Source organism: Collinsella sp. LCP19S3_C9 (assembly GCF_052121575.1).
Lineage (GTDB): Bacteria > Actinomycetota > Coriobacteriia > Coriobacteriales > Coriobacteriaceae > Collinsella.
Genome location: NZ_JBQKDZ010000001.1, coordinates 195,123 through 213,592, shown reverse-complemented (window position 1 = coordinate 213,592; position 18,470 = coordinate 195,123). Strand labels below are relative to the sequence as shown.

The 18,470-nt window shown below is 56.1% G+C and carries 13 protein-coding genes; 6 read left to right on the top strand and 7 right to left on the bottom strand.

Going from position 1 to position 18,470, the window contains the following annotated elements; translation table 11 throughout:
- Window position 1: 1 nt before the first annotated feature.
- Window positions 2-712, bottom strand: coding sequence for a TetR/AcrR family transcriptional regulator (locus ACTQXI_RS00910; RefSeq protein WP_427728052.1), 711 nt, complete (start codon window positions 710-712; stop codon window positions 2-4).
- A 186-nt stretch (window positions 713-898) separates the two neighbouring features.
- Between ACTQXI_RS00910 and ACTQXI_RS00905 the strand changes: the two genes are divergently transcribed.
- The 4 genes from ACTQXI_RS00905 to ACTQXI_RS00890 all read left to right on the top strand — a co-directional run bounded on the left by ACTQXI_RS00905 (window position 899) and on the right by ACTQXI_RS00890 (window position 7,463).
- The gene (locus ACTQXI_RS00905) at window positions 899-3,046 is read left to right on the top strand and encodes a hypothetical protein (RefSeq protein WP_441548132.1); all 2,148 of its coding nucleotides are present in this window, start codon (window positions 899-901) and stop codon (window positions 3,044-3,046) included.
- A 165-nt stretch (window positions 3,047-3,211) separates the two neighbouring features.
- Window positions 3,212-5,344 (top strand): hypothetical protein, encoded by a 2,133-nt coding sequence (locus ACTQXI_RS00900; RefSeq protein ID WP_441548131.1) that lies wholly within the window; start codon window positions 3,212-3,214, stop codon window positions 5,342-5,344.
- 2 nt (window positions 5,345-5,346) lie between these two features.
- Window positions 5,347-6,420: a hypothetical protein gene (locus ACTQXI_RS00895; RefSeq protein WP_441548130.1), complete on the top strand. Its 1,074-nt coding sequence runs from the start codon at window positions 5,347-5,349 to the stop codon at window positions 6,418-6,420.
- Window positions 6,421-6,428: 8 nt separating this feature from the next.
- Window positions 6,429-7,463: a hypothetical protein gene (locus ACTQXI_RS00890; RefSeq protein WP_441548129.1), complete on the top strand. Its 1,035-nt coding sequence runs from the start codon at window positions 6,429-6,431 to the stop codon at window positions 7,461-7,463.
- A 115-nt stretch (window positions 7,464-7,578) separates the two neighbouring features.
- On the opposite strand, the gene ACTQXI_RS00885 is transcribed toward ACTQXI_RS00890, so the two are convergent.
- From ACTQXI_RS00885 to ACTQXI_RS00875, 3 genes are all read right to left on the bottom strand, one after another.
- A complete protein-coding gene (locus ACTQXI_RS00885) occupies window positions 7,579-8,841 on the bottom strand; it encodes a hypothetical protein (protein ID WP_441049059.1) in 1,263 nt (420 codons plus the stop codon).
- A gap of 396 nt (window positions 8,842-9,237) precedes the next feature.
- Window positions 9,238-10,017 carry a hypothetical protein gene (locus ACTQXI_RS00880; protein WP_441548128.1) on the bottom strand — a complete coding sequence of 260 codons (780 nt, stop codon included), beginning with the start codon at window positions 10,015-10,017 and terminating at the stop codon, window positions 9,238-9,240.
- 61 nt (window positions 10,018-10,078) lie between these two features.
- Window positions 10,079-11,176, bottom strand: coding sequence for an RtcB family protein (locus tag ACTQXI_RS00875; RefSeq protein WP_441049061.1), 1,098 nt, complete (start codon window positions 11,174-11,176; stop codon window positions 10,079-10,081).
- Between the two features lie 276 nt (window positions 11,177-11,452).
- Here ACTQXI_RS00875 and ACTQXI_RS00870 point away from each other — a divergent pair, with 276 nt between their 5' ends.
- Both ACTQXI_RS00870 and ACTQXI_RS00865 read left to right on the top strand, forming a co-directional pair.
- Window positions 11,453-12,409, top strand: coding sequence for a helix-turn-helix transcriptional regulator (locus ACTQXI_RS00870; protein WP_441548127.1), 957 nt, complete (start codon window positions 11,453-11,455; stop codon window positions 12,407-12,409).
- Window positions 12,410-12,416: 7 nt separating this feature from the next.
- Window positions 12,417-15,704 (top strand): ATP-dependent helicase, encoded by a 3,288-nt coding sequence (locus ACTQXI_RS00865; RefSeq protein ID WP_441548126.1) that lies wholly within the window; start codon window positions 12,417-12,419, stop codon window positions 15,702-15,704.
- Window positions 15,705-15,728: 24 nt separating this feature from the next.
- Here ACTQXI_RS00865 and ACTQXI_RS00860 read toward each other — a convergent pair whose 3' ends face one another.
- From ACTQXI_RS00860 to ACTQXI_RS00850, 3 genes are all read right to left on the bottom strand, one after another.
- Window positions 15,729-16,586, bottom strand: a complete 858-nt coding sequence (locus ACTQXI_RS00860) for an HAD-IIB family hydrolase (RefSeq protein ID WP_441049064.1) — start codon at window positions 16,584-16,586, stop codon at window positions 15,729-15,731.
- Between the two features lie 84 nt (window positions 16,587-16,670).
- Window positions 16,671-17,009, bottom strand: coding sequence for a P-II family nitrogen regulator (locus ACTQXI_RS00855; RefSeq protein WP_441049065.1), 339 nt, complete (start codon window positions 17,007-17,009; stop codon window positions 16,671-16,673).
- A gap of 152 nt (window positions 17,010-17,161) precedes the next feature.
- Window positions 17,162-18,439, bottom strand: coding sequence for an ammonium transporter (locus ACTQXI_RS00850; RefSeq protein WP_441049066.1), 1,278 nt, complete (start codon window positions 18,437-18,439; stop codon window positions 17,162-17,164).
- Window positions 18,440-18,470 lie beyond the last annotated feature (31 nt).

The window sequence follows — 18,470 nt, the reverse complement described above, 5'->3', positions numbered from 1 at the left end:
CTTAGTTGTTGGACTCGACGGTTGCGGGGGTGTCGGCCGCGTCCTCGAGCTGCAAGTTCAATAGCTTCATGCCGTACTCCGGCACGTTGATATCGATGGGTTGGCCATACAGGTCACCAGGGCGCACAAAAGCGAGCACCGTCATCATACGCGCCATGGCCTCGGGCGATTCGGTGAGCCCGCGCTCAAACCAGCGCTGAATCATGCCGACCTCGGCACTCACGACGTAGGTGACGTAGTAGTCAAAGAACGTGCCCAGCGCCAGGCCCAAAATGCCCGTCTGCGCACGCGGCACCACAGCCTCACGCGCGGTGTCGATAATCCTTTTAATGAAGGCCTGGTCGCCGCCCGGACCCAGCAGCGCACCGATCAAGTCGCGGTTGGCCGCAAGATAACGCAGTAGCTCAACCGAACCGGGCGCCGGCTCGAGCTCATCGATGTTGTGATAGAGATCGGGCAGCCGAGCTGCGGTGATGAGCTCAATACGCTCACGGATCTCGGCCAGCAAGCCGTCCTCGATTTGATTGATAAAGTCGGGGATATCGCGGTAGTGCGAATAGAACGTACGGCGCGTGAGGCCAGCACGCTCGGTGAGCGAAGCGACGTTAATGCGCGAAAGATCGCCGCTTTCGGCTAGTTCGCTGGCAAGTGCCTGGCGAAGGGCACGCTGCGAGCGAAGGGACCGGCGATCGCATTTCTCGAGCTGGGACAAGCGTCCTCCTTGTTACTCTGCCTGTGCGCTATTGCACAGTGCGAGTATTATTGCACACCGTGTGCATCAACACGTAAAGGCAATATTTGAGATGTGACAAAGGGGCAGTCCCTTTGTCACATTCCATTCTCTCCTGGTACCGTTAATGGGACCAACGGCCTCCACACCAGTTGCATCATGCCGGTAATGATCGATAAGGAGACCGACATGAACAATCAGGCATGCGATGGCATCACCGATGCCGGCAAGGACCTCGTCCTCAGCTGCATCAAGAGCCAAGAGCTGCGCGACCACATGCGTAAATACCTATACTGGCCAGCGCCAATCATCGCCGGCTCTCTTAAGACGCTTGATGAAAAACGCACCATGCTCGAGCAACTCCGCAAGGAGGTTTCGCCGGAGCTGGTCGAAGATATCGATTCGCATCTCGCCCAGCTCAACAGCGCACTCGATATGCTCCACAACATCGAGCGCGACCGCGGAATCCTCCTACTGCACGTCATGGTCTACAACGAGGAGGAGCGCGACGCCGACGCCCTCGACGGTCCCTTCCCCACCGCATCGTGGGAGGCCGCGCAGGCACTCATGAAGCGCTACATCGAAGAGTATCCTGAAGACGACTGGTCCGAATCGTACTGGAAGATCGACCTATACACCCCGGAAGACCTTCACGAACATCAAATGGCGCAGTCCTCCCTGGCGTTTGCGGCAACCAAGGATGGCGAGCTTATATTTCTCCGCGATCAGCGCAATAACCGCACTCGCAAATCGTATGTCGAAAGCGCCTGGCGAAACGATAGCAGACGGTTCTGCAACAGCAACGAACCCATCTATACGCCGTGGGTCCCAGGCGACATCCTCAAAATCGACGGTCGCCCCTTTGATCACGGGCCTCGCTTTGCCATTGTGCTCGAAAACGACTACGAGCACACGCTCCGGGGACAGATCTGGTGCGCAGGGCCTAGTAAAGATCACGGCGTTAAGGAGGGTTCACTTTCATCCGGCACCTACAGCGACAGTCTCCTGGACCCCTTCATCCCCTCCGCCCTCTACACCGCCGAGTGCTACACCGGTGAGCTGCCGGACGACTGCGCTTTTATGCTCGAGCTTTCGCAGATGCTGCACGACAGCCCCGACTACGGCAAGCAATGGTCCGAAGGCTCGGTCGGACATGACTGCCTTCAGCCGTATCGCAAGCCCGCCAACCAAAGCGAGCTGGATATTCGTCCGGACATCTTCGAGTTTTTAGACTCGCACAGTATTAAGGAGCATCTTCAACGAATCAACTACGAGCTCACCACGCCCGTAGCGGCTTTCATTGTCAATTGCTCGCATAAAGCAACGCTGCAGCAAAAGCTCGAAGGCTGGCAAAAGATCATCGACAATATGCCCAATTGCACCATGAACCGCAGAAACGACACGGTCGTCATCCCGGACTTCCATGCCTTTCTGCGCAATGTCATCAAACAGGAGAAACGAAAACTCGCGCACCTTAAAAGGACGGACGGTCAAAGCCTGTACTTCTTTGAGGACTACTCGTGGGACTGGCGCGGGCAGGTCGGCTATCTTTACGGCCCGTACAGCAGTTATCAAAAGTGCTTCGATGCCATCTGGAAAGAGCTCGACGGTGACGATCCCAAAGCCATCAGGATCACCCGTCGTCCCATCGACCCAGAAGAAGACCACTATGCCGACGACATGGTCTTACTCAATGCGAACGGCGAAGTAATGTCTTGCGATTACCGCAACAAAAGCGAGTGGGACGAGGCGGGCACCGCCAGCGATTTCGAGGACATGTGGTTTGATATCCCGACGCCTTTCCATGCCGGAGACATCGTCTGCAACCTCCAACGCCCCGACAAGCCGATGGTGCTGTTTGACCTGCAAACTTGGGGATCCGAACGAGTCGACAAAGAGCTGGCCTCCTCCGTCTACAAAGAGCGCCTCGTTCAAAAGGCCGACAAGCTATTGCGCTGGCACCGATATGACGGCGACACCAGCGACATGTACGCCTACGGCTGCCAAGTCTCATCCGCCTTGCATTTCCCCTTCTACATTGGGGAGCCTGAGGGCTTTCTTTTGGACATCGACTATTACCGCAAGCCGCTCAAGTCAGAGAAGCGAATCCTTTACGGCGTCAGGGCATATGTCAAAGGCGACCTGGCGGTTGATTCGCTCGCCGCAATGGCCAGCGCATGCGAGCTACAGGCGCTGGCGGAGAAAAAGGCGCGTGGCTTCGAGGATGCAGACGGTTGGCTCAAGGACCGCTACCCGGAGCTGTTCGATGCGACGGCCGATCCCTTCTTAGAGGGAGGTTGCACCAGTTACGCTTAGTTTTTGAAACGCCACTACCGATTGTCCTTTCAGTACGCGCACACTCATGTACCAGTGCGTTTCCAAAAGTATGTTTGACGCGAGATTCATATCAGACCCGTTAATGGGATCACAAAGCACAGCCTCTGATGGATGCTAACGGCAACGACCGAATTGGAGGTTGCTATGGACAGCCAAGCAGATACCGTGATCACCGATGCCGGCAGGGAGCTCGTTTGCAGTTGCATCAAGGACGATGAGCTGCGTGCTCATATGTTCAAACACATGGGAATGGCAGATGGCTCCCTCTGTAAAACCATCGGCGGCTCCCTCAAGACGCTCGACGAAAAACGGACCATGCTCGAGCAGCTTCGCAAAGAGGTCTCATCGGATTACGCCGAGACGATCGACTCCGGCCTCGAACAACTCGACACTGCACTCGATATGCTTTACAACGTTGACCGTGACCGCGGTATCTTGCTGGTCTCCGGCGTGTTTTACAGTGAAGACGAGCGCGGGCACGACACCTTTGATGGCCCCTTCCCCGTTGCCTCTTGGGATGCCGCTCGAACCCTTATGAAGCAATACGTCGATGACGACCCCGATGAAGATTGGTTCGAATCATTCTGGCAGATTAAGCTCTATACCGCCGAAGACTTACACGACTGCCCACGCGCTCAAGCCTCGCTGATATTCGCCGCAACCATGGCTGGCGATTTGGTCTTTTTGAGTGACCGCCGGAATCAGCGGACTCCGCATCAAAGCATCAATCACTTGCCGTGGAACAATAGCAAGCACTTCTGCGCCAATGGTGAGGTCTTTTACACTCCCTGGGTCCCCGGCGACATCATCAAGATCGACGGTCGGCCCTTCGACCACGGCCCTCGTTTCGCCATCGTGCTCGAAGACGACTACGATAGTTCGTTCAAAGGCCAGGTTTGGTGCGCCTATCCGAGCAAAATCTACGGCGTTGAGGAAGGCAATCTCCGCTTGAGGGATTTCACGGACGGCTTCCTCGACGACTTCACACCCTCTGCGCTCTACACCGCCGAACGCTATATCGGCGACTTGCCCGATGATTGCTCCTTTATGCTCGAACTCTCGAAAAAGCTGCACGATGACCCCGGCTGTGGCAAACATTGGTCGGATGGATCGGTCGTACACGACTGCTTGCAGCCATATCGCACATCGGCCGGCGCCGGCGTCAACGCCATACGTTCGGACATTCTCGAGTTTCTCGACTCGCCCGATATCAGAGAGCATTTGGAAGGCATCGGCTACGAGCCCACCACGCCCGAGGCAGCGTTCATCGTCGACCATTCGAACGAGAAGACGCTGCAACAGAAGATTGAGACCTGGCAAAAGATTCTCGAAAACATGCCCAATTGTGCGATGAGCAGGCGATACGGCACGTTCAATATCCCCAACTTCCATGTCTTTCTTCGCGACGTCATCAGATGGGAGCGCAAGAAAATCGCCCGGTTCAAACAGCCTGGCAAGCACATGTATTTCTTTGAGGACAAGACGGGAAGTCCCCATGAGAGCGGGTGCAATTATGGCCCCTACACCAGCTACGAAAAATGTTTCGAGGCAATCTGGAATGAGCTTGAGGAGGAAAATCCTACCTCGATAGAAATAACGCGCCGCCCGATCGATCCGGACGAAGACTACTATGCCGCCGACAGGCTCATGCTCAACGCAAAAGGCGAAATTATGGACTGCCAGCTGAGCTGCATCGACATGGAACGCGAGGGCGAAGACCCCACTTTCGCTTTTGAGTTGATGTGGTTTGACATCCCGACGCCATTCCACGCCGGCGACATCATTTGTCGTCACGGCGACCCTGGCGACCCCATGCTGCTTCTCAATATGCAGACATGGACCACGCAGCGGGTCATAGATGAGCTTCTGCCTTCCACCTACAGGGAATGCGCTGCAAAAAAGGCCGATGACCTGCTCAGGCACCATCGGCAAAATGGCGATACGAGCGACATGTATGCCTACGGCTGTCAGATTGAATATCCCCTGGAGTACCCCGTCTATATCGGAGAGCCGAGTTGTTTTCTTCTCGATATGGAATACTGCCGTACCCCGCTCAAGCCAGAGGCGAGAATTCTGTACGGCGTGCGGGCATATCTCGACGGCAATCTGGGTCTTGACTCACTAATTGCGCTATCAAGTCTTTGCGAGCTGCAGGCGCTGGTCAAGAAAAAAGCCGAACGGTTTGAAGGGGAAGACGGCGGGCTCAAGACCCGCTATCCGGAGCTGTTCGATGATGCGATAACCCCGCCGGAGCGATTCGAAACAAAGAGGAGCTAACCATGGACATCTTGGATTTTGTGGACTCCCGGGACATTCGGGAGCATCTCCGCCGCATCAATTTTCAACCCAACACCATTGAGGCCGCCTATCTGGTTTGGTTTTCGAAGACCGCCACGCTCGATCAGAAATGCGAAGCTTGGCAGGAGATCGCCCGAACCATGCCCAATTGTTCGCTGGAGGCAACCCATGCCGGTCTTGGAAGGCCGGCCATCCCCGATTTCCATGCTTTTTTGCGCTGGACAATCGATTACAACAAGCGGTGCGTCGATGCGTTTGCGAGTGGGACGGACTACGTTTATCAGTATGAAGAGGAGATTGTGCCCGACGGGCAACTTTGTGGGGCCTTCGGCGCGCCATTCAGCTGTTATGAGAAATGTGCCGAGACGTTGCGCGGTGATGATGAACTGGCGAGCCGTCCAGAGGCACGCGTACGCATCTCCCGGTGCCCGCTCGATGCCGACGAAGAACATCGCCGGGAAGATTGGCTCCTAGTGAACGGCAAAGGTGAGGCCCTTTCCGTTTATTGCCCTTCAGCCGGCCCCATTGAGAACGATTGGGGGATCGCGTTCGAGTTCATCTGGGTCGATATCCCCACGCCGTTCCACACCGGCGATATCGTCTGGACGCCGCAAGGCAGTGCCCGTGAGCCGTTCACGCTGTTCGATCTGCCCACGTGGGACCGGACAAAGCTCGAGGCAGAGCTTCGGCAGGCAGACCGTTCTGACGAATGGCTTGATCATGCGCAGCAGCGCCTCGAGCACTATCGCCATGCAGGGGATATCAGCAACATGCGTGCCACTGGCTGCTCGATTACCTACAACGAGACGTTTCCCCTCTACATCGGCGAGCCAGACCCGCTTTACCTGAATCTTGAGTACTATCGCAAACCACTCGAAGACGAGCAGCGAATTTTATTCGCCGCCCAGGCCTACCTGCGCGGCGACCTGTATGTCGACTCACTCATCGCGTTTATCGACACCATAAGGATGGAGTCCAAGGCAAAGCGCAACCTGGAAGAGCTGCGTCTGGATCAGGCGCCGCTCAAGGAGAAGTACCCGCAGCTATTTGAATAAAGGTCGTCATGCCCGAATCCACAAGAAGTCGCACCAACAACTCGGAGACTATCGTGCACGAAGAAATAATCAACTTGATCGACTCTCCGGAGCTGCGAGAGCATTTGCTGCATAATCCGCAGCTCCTGAGCGGCGACCATTACATGCAGATTGTCGGTGGAGCACCGGTTGAAATTACCCGCAAACGAGAGCTACTCGGCAGACTGGTTGCTGGCGGGTGTAACTCGTCAGACGACACCCCTTACTGGCACTATCGGCAGATTTGCTTCGACTACATCGATGACTGCATGAACGCGCTAAAGGCCGTCGACGGGAACAGGAAGGTACTGCTTATTAGCGAAATTAGCTTTGTCGACAACAAAGTGGGATCTGCCATCACGCATGGCCCCTTTCCCGTGGCATCGTGGCAGGCCGCCCTTGCGGCAATGAAGGCATACGCAGACAAGTGGAGCGAAATGACAGACTTATCGTCCTCATACTGGATGATCGAGCTGTTCAACCTTGCCAACGACCCGAGCTGTTCATATCCATACGACGGCTTTCTACAGCCAGACTACACTTACTACGCAAACGCCTCCGGCGAAATTCAATACATCTGCAGGGAAGAAGAGGGCGAATGCGGCGAGGTGCTCGACTGCATTGTGGGTGGAATCTTTGGCCCGTGGTTCAAGGGGGCATATGTCGACCTGCCCACGCCGTACAAAAAGGGCGACATTCTCGAGATTGACTGCAGGCCATGGGCGCCGGGACCTTGCTATTGCCTGGTAGCAAACTCGAAATTGGACTGTCTGTATTCCGATGGCGATGGGCAGATCAGATGTGGCTCTATCCCCTACGGCAGCTGCTTTGCCGGATGGGCGTATACGAACTTGATGCTGTCGCCCGTGTTTAGAGCGAAGAAAGTAACGCAGCCCTTGCCAGAAGAATACGCAGCCTTGCAAACGATCGGGTCTGACCGGATAGATGACTTGCTAGAAGCGTGCGCCGACAACAAAGAGGAAGAGCCTATTTGGCTGGATATATATCGGCATCGAGTTCAATAACGTCTGTTGTGAGCGCAACTCCAAAGACAGCAGGTGCTCCATAGTTTTAGAGAAAAAAGCTGCGCCGAAAAAGGCGCAGCTCTGAGAAACTGCCTGGGGCCGTTCGAACTTATAGCTACATATTACAAGGCAGCTTTTTCCAATTCTTTAACAGTCCCTTTGCCTTTTCCTTTCGCCATTGATTTTTAAAGAAATACCAGACAAAGCGATCGAAACTGCAGTAATCCAACTTCTCGTATTGATCATCATTCAACTGATGATCAATTACATTGCCTTGACTGTTTGGGCAAAGCCTCCATGCGTCTCTCCATCTATTGATGCCATCGAGAGTCGCATCATACAGATTTCGATAGTTCTCATATCCATAGCCTTCGCCTTTTTCGGAAGCATCTTGAGCCGATAGCTTCTTCCATGCGTCAATTTGCTCATATACTTTCTTATATCGTTCATTAAAAGTTGTGTGCTCCGGTTTGAACCCACAAATTCTGCCAAGGGTATCTGCTTCTATATATTCGCACGCGTAATAAGGAAGAAAATCGTGGACAACCGAATCGTAAATACAGTATTTACCAGCTCCGCCACTTATTCCTCTGCATGCATGATGGCAGAATTTGGTCGCAAAGGAATAATTGTTTTTAGCGACCTCTTTTTTCCCTAGCTTAGAAGCCGCTGCCTGTAGAGACTCCCGTCCCAATGCATCGTTGACCGCGACCTCAGCGGCGTGAGCAATCTTATAAACTAAATCTGATTGGCCTGCAAGAAGTGCCTCGCGAAACGCGTTGTCATTGCCATGGGAATCATCGCCAGAGGCAATCATCTCCATTATTGCCACCGCGGTAAGAAGAGACCCCCCAGTCAGAATCTTCTCGTTCTCGGCATTCTTCTTGCCACCGCCATTTTTCTTGCCAACTTTTTTTGCTTCAGCTTTTACCTCCTCTATTGTTTTTCCATCGACACGCATCCCCGCTGAAATACCAAGCAACTTAATAAGTTCAGCCTGAGTCGGTTTTCCAGCTGAATCGTTTTTGTCGCTGTTGGACAGTGTCGGCAAACTGGTCGAATTATCTCTGTTGACGCGATAAACCGCACGTCTTATGTTCGTTTGCCGGGTACTCCATGAACCTGCATCAAACATTCCCTTAAAGATGCTGGCCATCTCTTTTCCGTAATCACTTTCTATTACCCCGGCATATGACACATCGTTGTTGATCAGCAAATTCAGCAACGCAATGTTCTTGTCCGTGAAAACTGGAAGGCCATTTAAATCAACATCAAACATTTGGTGCTGGAAAATCAGAGAAAGCCCGGCGGATTGAACAGGACGCCCTTTAACATCCATCAGTTTTTCCTTATCAATTTTGACGTTTTCCCAGCTCATTACATTTCTCCTTCTGATATCCAATCGTCCCAACTGTTACCTCAGAACAATGCTAGTATGCCAAGTCTCATTAACGACCATTCCTTACGCTAATGGTCGAATTTCACAACGCAGTGGTCTTTCTATAAAAAGAACGGTTCTAGAAGAGAGACCTCCTCACTAAGACCGCCATGTCTCAAGCTATAGGACGGACGCTATCCTTAGAAAACTGAGACGGCATCGTGGCCATGGCTTTCCTCTTACGAACGCTGACGATGATTTACCATCGAATCAAAATCCGAGGCGGGCATAAAGAAAATGCGGGGGCATCTGGCTGTTCAGCAGACGCCCTTCGCTAAATAGTCAGCCCGCAGCGCAGGCGCACCACGGACTGAGCTGTCGTTATTGGTTGCGGCTTTAGCCGAAAACTCGCGCGGAAGATGGCTCCATGCCATCGGAGCTCATGCGGACCAGGACGTCTGCATTGCAGTGGGTCTCGGCAAAAGCCGCATCGTTGCCGCCCTCTGCCGCAAAGCAGCCTGCCAGGATGGCGGATGTTGGGCTGAGCATGTTGCGCAGGTCGCGCAGGGCTGCATTCACGGGGCGGTTATCGTCGAGCATTTCGAGTCCGTCGATTACGACTACGACGTCCTTTAGTACTGCCCTGTTCCACGTTTGATCGCCGAGCAACCAGCTCGTTAAAAGGTCCATGGTCATGTTGTCCTCAACAAAAATGCCTAGGTTGCGCTGCTTGAGGCGCATCGTTGCGCGAATCGCCTCGACCTGTCGTTCCTCAGGATCCTCTGACACCTTGTCATCCATCTCGGCGCGAATAAGCCGGGCGATCGCGTCCTCTTCACACTCCCGAATCGGCATGTAGAGCACGGCGCATTGCTCAATCAGACGCAAAGCCGCATACACCAGCACGTTCGAGACATCTTCATGCTCGCCGCCAATCACGCTGAGCTTGCCCAACCCAACGCCGCCACCTAGGGCATCATCGACCGACATACCGGTTTTCAACACACAAGGAGTTTCAAAAAGCGACGTCTCCATACGGCGATCGAGCCCAGAAACCAGTCGATTGCGAAACCCGCTGAGGTCAAAAACCTCGTCATCACGCTCTTTGCGATTCCCACTACGCTGATTCGCGGGCGTCGGCGGCATCACGCCTGATGGGCCCAGCATCTCGCCCATGCTCACAGAGTGTCCAATTCGGTCGTCCCTGGAGTCCATCTTTAACGTCATCGCAACCCTCCTAACGCCTACCGCGCTTACCAGTAGCCTTAAAATTCCAGATCGGCTTGAGTCGGTGAATAACATCAACCGTCGGGTCCATGAGTCTCAGTACATCATCCGCAGGCTTATACGCTTCGGGCGACTCATCGAGCGTCGTCTCGCATGCGCTCGGACAGTAGATGCCGGCATCGCGCATCTCGTTAACGAACGACCTGGTGTCGAGCGTTTGGAACGCTTTGGCGCGGCTCATCGCGCGACCCGTCCCGTGCGGCGCCGAACAGTTCCAGTCCTCGTTTCCCTTGCCGCGTGCAATAACGGCACCGTCGCGCATGTTGAACGGAATCAGCACCATCTCGCCCGCATGAGCGCTAATGGCGCCCTTGCGAATCATGCCGCCTTCCGAGATGTAGTTGTGCATGGTGGTAAAGCCGTCTCCGTCGAGCCGAATTCCCGTACGCTCAATAATCTGTGCGACAATCGCCTTGCGGTTCTGATTCGAGAAGCGTTGGCAGTTATGCATATCGACGAGATACTCGGCAGAAAGATCTCCCACGAGATACTTAAGCTCGTCGGGGATATCTGCCGTGCACGTCTTCTGCGCCAGCGCCTGATGATGCTCCGCCGTCTGCTTGCCCATGTTGCGCGAGCCGGTGTGCACGACCAGATATTGGCACCCATCCTCGTCCTCGTCGAGTTCAATGAAGTGATTGCCGCCGCCCAGCGTGCCCATGGAGCGCTCAACCTTGCGCTTGTCCTGAAGCCAATCGCGCGACTCCATGTCAAAGTCCGCGAGTACGCAGGCAGGATCGCGATGAAGGCTAAAGCCCGTGGGCACCGCGCGCTTCACATCGCGATTGAACTGAATGAGGTCGTCGCGCGCGATGGTTTCCGCAAGCGGCACGCAGTACATCCCGCATCCGATGTCGACCCCAACCAGGTTGGGAATCACCTTGTCGCCCAAGTTTGCCGTAAAGCCAATCACGCAGCCCTTGCCCTTATGGGCATCGGGCATGATGCGGATCTTGGCGCCTTCAAACGCCGGGCAGCTGGAAATCTCCTCGATCTGCTCCTTGGTTGAATCCTCAAGATTCTCGGCAAAGACTTTGATGTCTGCCATCGCATTTCTCCTGTTCTGATTCTTGTAAACCGGAATCGGCCCCAAGCCAATAGAGCGCATGTCACACCTGCCAGCCAAACCGCCGATTTCCGTTTAACCACCTTTCGCCCTATTCGAGCTCTTATTGCTGCGAATACTACGGTCGCGCGGACTACAATGAGTCCCAATAACGGGTCTTGTTTTGTATCTCCGGTTGGTACCCTGCCGGCGAAAGGAGACAACGTGGCGAACAGACCAAATCAAAAGCTCAGGCTTCTGTTCCTGCTTAAAACCTTGATGGAAAAGACCGACAGCACGCACGGACTCACAACGCAGCAGATCATCGAGAAGCTCGCCTATCACGACCTCGAAGCCGAACGCAAGGCCATCTATCGCGACCTGCAAACGCTTCGCGACTTTGGGCTCAACATCGACCAGCGCGGTGGCAGGGAATGGGCCCTGGTCTCACGCCCGCTCGACCTGCAAGAGCTCATCATGCTTGTTGACGCCGTGCAGAGTTCGCCGTTTTTGACCGATGAGTTGACCGACCACCTCATCGGCAAGCTGCAGAGCCTCGCCAGCCTGGGCGAACGCGAACTGATGCACAAGCGTGTCGACGTGCCTTCGCGCGTGAAGATGCAAAACTCTGATGCCCTGCTCAACATCGACTTGATTCAGCAGGCTATGCGCGAAAAACGCAAGATTCGGTTTCGTTACTTCCACTACGACGCCGCCAAGCAAAAGGCCCTTAATCATGACGGAAAGGTCTACGAGCTCACACCCGTGCGCCTTATCTACTCCGACGAACTCTATTACATGATTGGATTTAGAGATAAATGGGCTAATGCCGGCTCGGGTCATCAGCCGTTCACGCCCTACCGCGTCGACCGCATGCTCGATGTTGCGGTGTCCGAGGAGCCCGCAACCAAGGATCCGCGTATCGCGGGCTATGTGCTCGAAGATCACGTTTCGCCGTCGTTTGGCGTTTACGCGGCCGACAAGACCACCGTCGTGCTGGAGCTCGACGACCGCGCGATGAACCCGCTCATCGACAAGTTCGGGCTCGACGCCGTTGTGTTTGAGAACCAGGATGGGCGCCTGTTAGCTACCGTCAAAGCCCCGCTGTCTCCGCAGTTCTTTGGCTGGCTGCTGCAACTCAGCACCTTCATTAAGATCGTTCAACCTCAAAGTGCCATCGATACGTATCTTGACTATCTCGATAGCACGCGTGCGCTCTACCAGGAAGACAGGTAATACTGCCATGAACATGACCCCCAACTTTAACGTATCGTTCGAGCGCCTGAATCCCGAACAGCGCGAGGCCGTCGAATGCCTAGATGGTCCGTTGCTCGTCATTGCCGGCCCCGGCACCGGCAAGACGCAGCTGCTGAGCCTGCGCGCGGCGAACATCTTGGCCAAACGCGATGCCGCCCCGCGCAACATCCTCTGCCTCACCTATACCGAGGCGGGCGCGGAAGCCATGCGCAAACGTCTGATTGAGCTCATTGGACGCGACGCCTACGGCATCGAAGTCAGCACGTTTCACGGATTTGCAAGCAGCATCAGGTCGCGCTATCCCGAGTACTTCATGCGTCCTTCGACCGACACGCTTGTTACCAGCCTGCACCAGCAAGAGATTTTTGATTGGCTGCTCAAATCGCTGCCTTTTGGTTCTCCGTTAGGTGGAGGGTCACCTGATATGCCCGCGCAAAACATCGGTAAGATGATCGGCTTTGTCTCCAAAATCAAACGCAGTGGCCTGGATTACGACACGCTGAGCGCCATCGCACAGCAGAATATCGACGCCGCCACCTGGCTCACTGAGCATTCCAGGCTGCTTATGCTCGTCTGCGAAAGGGCAAGCACAGCGTTGGCTGAACGCTTTGAGGAAGAGATCGAGCGTGTCTGCGCCATGGCACCCACATCGCTCACTCGCCCAATTGACTGTCCCGCCGGCACGTACGTGCCGTACATTCTTGAGTTGCGCGACACCGTTCGCCGCACCGAGCTCATCGATGAGAAGGGCAAATCCTCGGGATACACCAAGGTGCGCGATGCCTTCTTTGGAGGCAGCAACTCTCAGGGGCGCACGTTTAAGATTGCGGAGCAGAGCGAGCGACTCAAGACCGCTTGCGACGTCGCGCGTCGCTACCAGAGCGAGCTCGACCAACACCATCTCTACGATTACGACGACATGATCGGCGACTTCGTTAACGCCGTCGAGCACAACGACGCGTTGCGCCAAGTGCTCCAGGACACCTATACCTATATCCAAGTTGACGAGTTCCAGGACACCAATGGTGCCCAGATGCGCATCATCGAGCTGCTCTGCGACGGCGTTGATGCGCCCAATATCATGGCCGTTGGCGATGACGATCAAGCCATCATGCGTTTTCAGGGCGCCACGATCGAATGCGCCAACCAGTTTGCGGCCGAGTTCTCGCCCCGGAGCATCGTGCTCAAGACCAACTACCGCTCCACGCCCGCCATCGTTGAGCTTGGTCAAGCTATCGCACGGCAAATTGAATATCGCCTCGACGCCAGCTCGAATAAGTCAATCGAAGCCTTTAAGCCTCAAGGCGATCAGGTCAGCTTTAGCGAGAACGTCTACACCGGCAAAGCCGAGGAATACGCCGCCGTTGCCGCGAGCATTAGGCAGAGGATTGATGCTGGCTACCTCGATGACTGCGAAGATCCCAACGAAGGAATTGCAGTCATCTCTGCCAAACACGCCGCATTGCGTTCGCTGATCCCCTTCCTCGTTAAGGAGAACGTGCCGTTTTCCTATCGTGAACGGCAAAATCTCTTTGCTTCCGAGCGCATGCAGACGACACTGGCGCTGCTGCGCTGCGTTACCGCGCTCGCTCGCGGGCAGCAGGAGCTCGCCAGCAGCTATCTTCCGCAGATTGTCTGTGCCGCCGAGCTGGGCGGCGACCATCCATCGTCCGTGACGTTTGCGCTCAGCGCCAAGCGCGAGCATCGCGGCGACTGGATGGCCGCCATGTGCGAGAGCAATAGCGCCCGCGTCAAAGAACTGCACGACGACCTTATGCAGTGGGCAGCCGAAGCCGGCGCCTCCCCGGTCAGAGCGCTGCTCTTTAAGATTGTCGAACGCAGCCTTGGCTATTATCAGGATTGCAAGGAACAAAATCCGCTGGGCGCAGCCGAATTCAATGCCGGCATCCGCGCCCTGCTCACCTTTGCCGAAGGTGAGATGGGAGACGCGCGCCGTATGGGACGTGCGCTTCGCCTGCCCGATATTGTCGACAAGCTCGATGCCGCTCAAAAGTTTGGCGTGAGTATCGACGCATCGATCGACCTTGGCACGCCGGGAGCTGTTCGCCTCACCAGCGCCCATAGCTCTAAGGGCCTGGAATTCGACTGCGTCTACCTGCTCGATGCCGACGACTCCACTTGGCACAAAGGCGCTGGCGGCATGAGCTTGTACCCGTCCAACCTGCTTATTCGCGATGAAAAGGATGATGACGACGCGCGCCGCCTGTTGTTTGTCGCCATCACGCGCGCTAAACGACACCTCGAGCTGTACCGTGCCGGCGGGTCGGCACTGCAGGAGCTCACGGGGCTTATCGACTCTTGCGAAGTTTCTGCTGAGGCAGACCAGCTCAGCGTTGCAATCGAAACCGAGTGGCGCGACAACTACGTGTTTGATACGCCCGAGCTCCGCGCGCTTCTGGAACCTCATATCGACGTGAAGTTTCTTTCTGCCACAGCGCTCAACAACTTTGTGACGTACGAGCCTGGATGCGCAAATAGTCTGCACTTCCCTGAGAAGCAGATTGTGCGCCTGCCCACGGCGCCCACGATCCAAACCGAATTCGGCACCATCGTTCACGCGATGTTCGAGGAGATCGTTAATAGAATGGCAGCCGATGGCGAGGCGGCGATTGAGACAATTGAGGCCGAGTATCGCCAGCAGATTTCGTGGCTCGATTATGCCCCCGAGGACGTCCATCGCTATTCGGAGCGCTTCGAACGCATTTGTCGTGCATTCGTCCCCTGGCTTGTCGAGCATGTGCATGGCTATCGCTGCGTCACAGAGGCGAATATGCAGTGCCTGACCACCGAAGGAACTCCGCTCTTTGGTTTTCTCGACCTGCTCCTCGTTGACGATGCAGCTAAAACGGTAAAGATCGTTGACTACAAGACTGGCTTTGGCAAAGAAGTCCCTACAGGCTACCATCGTCAGCTCAAGTTCTACAAACTGCTGGTCGAAGCATCGCCCGAGTTTTATGGCTACACCGTCACTTCCATGGGCGACTACTATGTAGAACCCGACAAGACAACGGGCGAGCTCCGCCCGCCGTTCGCGACAACCGCCAACGCCGACGACATTGCCGAGCTCGAACAACTCATCGATGCCGTATGGTCGCGCATTGAACACGGCGCTTGGGATACCAGCGCTTTTGAGCAAAGCGATGCCTATGAGCTGGCCATCGAGGAGCAGAAGGGCTGCCGCAAAAAAGCCGACAAGGCCGAGCTCATGCAACGCGCCTACGAGCATTGGCTAGTCGAGAACCCCGGAATGTGACAAAGTGACAGTCCCTTTGTCACATTATTCGATGATGGTGCGGGAGTTTTGCTTACGCATGGTGGCGAGCATGTGTTTGGGGACGGCGTGGACCATGCAGCTGCCGATAGTCGCGCTCGCGGCGGCCTTGGCCGCGTCACTGCCGTTTTTGGTCGCGTAGCTGTGGCGGAAACGCTTGAGCATGGCGATGTCGTTGCCGCCGTCGCCGTAAACCGCGACCTCGTCCTCGGCAATGCCGTAGTAGCCCGCCAGCCAGGCCACACTCTCACCCTTGTTGCACGCCACGTCCGTGATCTCAAACATCACCGGATCGAACGGCGCGTTGACCACGCGGTCCGAGCGCTCGGCCAAATACGCCTTAAGGTCGCGCTCCAGCTCGGGCGAGGTCACGCGACAATTGATCTTGCATACGTCATGGCGCAGGATGTCACCGATCGACTGGTCGAAATACTGCTCCTCGTGATACCCGCCACGTGCACGCATGCCGCGCATCACGATGCGCTTGATAGGACTGTCCTTTTTAAAGCCCGCCTGGTGCATCTCGAACGATCCGCTCGAGAACATGCCATCGGGCGTGGAGCAGTCAAAACAGATGTCCGGGAACGCCTTGAGCAGCTCCTCGGTAATCTGCGGGTCGATGGTCCAGGTCTTGAGCACCTCGCCATGGCTGTTGCGCACGATGGATCCGTTGGAGCAGCAGGCGTCGAGTGCCAGACCTGTAAAGCCATGCTCGCCAATCGGCAGCGTCGAGCGCCCGGTTGCGGGAACCACATGCAGGCCAGCCTCGGTCAGCTCGCGAATGGCACGGCGAATGGTCCCGTCTGCCTCGTGCAGGGCGTTCAGCAGCGTTCCGTCTAAGTCGCTCGCAAACATCTTGATCATGGGCATGCCTCTCCTTCGTCTGCACGATATTGTAGACGAGAACGGGCGCGCCCCAAGAGAGGCACACCCGTCAGGCGGTCGATTCTACACCGCGGCGGGGCCGTGTTCGCCGGTGCGGATGCGGATAATTTCCTCGACCGGCTCAACCCAAATCTTGCCGTCTCCAACGGCACCGGTGCGAGCGGCGTTGCAGATAATCTCGACAATTCCGTCGACATGTTCATCGGCGCAGATGAGGGTGAACTGCACCTTAGGGATCGTGTTGACAAGCAACTCATTGCCGCGCACGTATTCCTTCCAGCCATGTTGCGCACCGCAGCCCTGCACCTGGTTGATGGTCATGCCACGAACATCGGCAGCAAACAGCGCGTCTTTAAGAACCTCAAGCTTTTCCTGACGCACGATAGCCGTGATCTTTTTCATAGTGAATTCCTCTCAATAAAAGAAATGAATTGCCATTCAACGACGCGGGTTTTCGAGGTGCCCGAGATTGCCCCGAAAGAGGAGCGCCGCGTACTTCGGTACGCAAGCGACGGTTTGAGGGGTAAGGTCGGGTGCCTGGGAAAGCCGTGCTGCTAATCGAGCCCGGAGAACGAGGGATACGCGCTCTCGCCGTGCTGACTCGCATCCAGGCCCAGCGCCTCGTCTGCCTCGTCCACGCGCAGGCTGCCGCGGAACAGCGCCTTGACCACCGCAGCGATCACCAAGTCGAGCACCAGTACAAGAGCGACCGTCACCACAATGCCCAAAATCTGCGAGATGAGCAGCGACACGTCGCCCGTGTAGAACAGGCCGCCCTTACCGGTCCACGAGAGCTCCGGCACGCAGAACAGGCCCGTGAGCACGCCGCCCAAGATGCCGCCGATGCCGTGGCAGCCAAACGCGTCGAGCGCATCGTCGTAGCCAAACTTGGTCTTAAGATGGCTAATGGCCAGGTAGCAGACAGGTGATACGATCAGGCCCATGACCAGCGCCGCCCACGGCTCGACAAAGCCCGCACCCGGCGTGACCACCACAAGGCCCGCAACCAGACCGGTGCTGGCACCCACCAGCGTGGGGCGACCGGTATGCACGCGCTCGACGACAAGCCACGAGACCATGCCCGCCGCGCTGGCCGTCACGGTGTTGAGGATGGCGAGCGCCGCCACGGCGTCGGCCTTAAACTCGCTGCCGCCGTTAAAGCCAAACCAGCCAAACCAAAGCAGGCCGGCGCCCAGCGCCACAAACGGCACGTTATGTGGGCGGTAGCTCACCATGCCAAAGCCGCGACGACGGCCGAGCATTAAGCAGAGAATCAGGCCCGTCAGACCGGACGAGATGTGCACCACGTCGCCGCCCGCAAAGTCGAGCGCGCCGATGATGTCGCCGATAAAGGAACCCTCACCGCCCCAGACCATGTGAGCGAGCGGCGCATAGACCACGAGCAGCCAAATGCCCAGGAAGGCCGTCATGGCACCAAACTTAATGCGGCCGGCCAGGCTGCCCGTGACGATAGCAGCCGTGATCATGGCAAACGCCATTTGGAAGGCGATGTTGATGATTTGAGGGTAGACGGCACCGTCCGCAGCATTGCCCTCGGCCGCCTGCAGCACCTGGTTGAGCACCGGCAGGCACAGCAGCTGGTCAAGGCCTCCAATAAACGGGCTCGAGCCGTCGCCACCGTAGGCCAGCGACCAGCCGGCGACAATCCACAGCACACCGACCAGACCAATGGTGCCAAAGCACATAAGCATGGTGTTGATGACATTTTTGCGCCTGGACAGGCCGCCATAGAAAAACGCCAGACCCGGTGTCATTAAAAACACGAGCATGGTGCAGATGAGCATAAACGTTGTCGATCCCGTATCGTACATTCGCTCCCCCTTGGTCACATGAACGTTGTCG

Coding starts and splice junctions, on each gene's coding strand:
- ACTQXI_RS00855 (WP_441049065.1), bottom strand. CDS start 17,009: ATGAAAAAGATCACGGCTATCGTGCGTCAGGAAAAGCTTGAGGTTCTT.
- ACTQXI_RS00895 (WP_441548130.1), top strand. CDS start 5,347: ATGGACATCTTGGATTTTGTGGACTCCCGGGACATTCGGGAGCATCTC.
- ACTQXI_RS00890 (WP_441548129.1), top strand. CDS start 6,429: ATGCCCGAATCCACAAGAAGTCGCACCAACAACTCGGAGACTATCGTG.
- ACTQXI_RS00905 (WP_441548132.1), top strand. CDS start 899: ATGATCGATAAGGAGACCGACATGAACAATCAGGCATGCGATGGCATC.
- ACTQXI_RS00865 (WP_441548126.1), top strand. CDS start 12,417: ATGAACATGACCCCCAACTTTAACGTATCGTTCGAGCGCCTGAATCCC.
- ACTQXI_RS00850 (WP_441049066.1), bottom strand. CDS start 18,439: ATGTACGATACGGGATCGACAACGTTTATGCTCATCTGCACCATGCTC.
- ACTQXI_RS00860 (WP_441049064.1), bottom strand. CDS start 16,586: ATGATCAAGATGTTTGCGAGCGACTTAGACGGAACGCTGCTGAACGCC.
- ACTQXI_RS00900 (WP_441548131.1), top strand. CDS start 3,212: ATGGACAGCCAAGCAGATACCGTGATCACCGATGCCGGCAGGGAGCTC.
- ACTQXI_RS00880 (WP_441548128.1), bottom strand. CDS start 10,017: ATGGGCGAGATGCTGGGCCCATCAGGCGTGATGCCGCCGACGCCCGCG.
- ACTQXI_RS00870 (WP_441548127.1), top strand. CDS start 11,453: ATGGAAAAGACCGACAGCACGCACGGACTCACAACGCAGCAGATCATC.
- ACTQXI_RS00885 (WP_441049059.1), bottom strand. CDS start 8,841: ATGAGCTGGGAAAACGTCAAAATTGATAAGGAAAAACTGATGGATGTT.
- ACTQXI_RS00875 (WP_441049061.1), bottom strand. CDS start 11,176: ATGGCAGACATCAAAGTCTTTGCCGAGAATCTTGAGGATTCAACCAAG.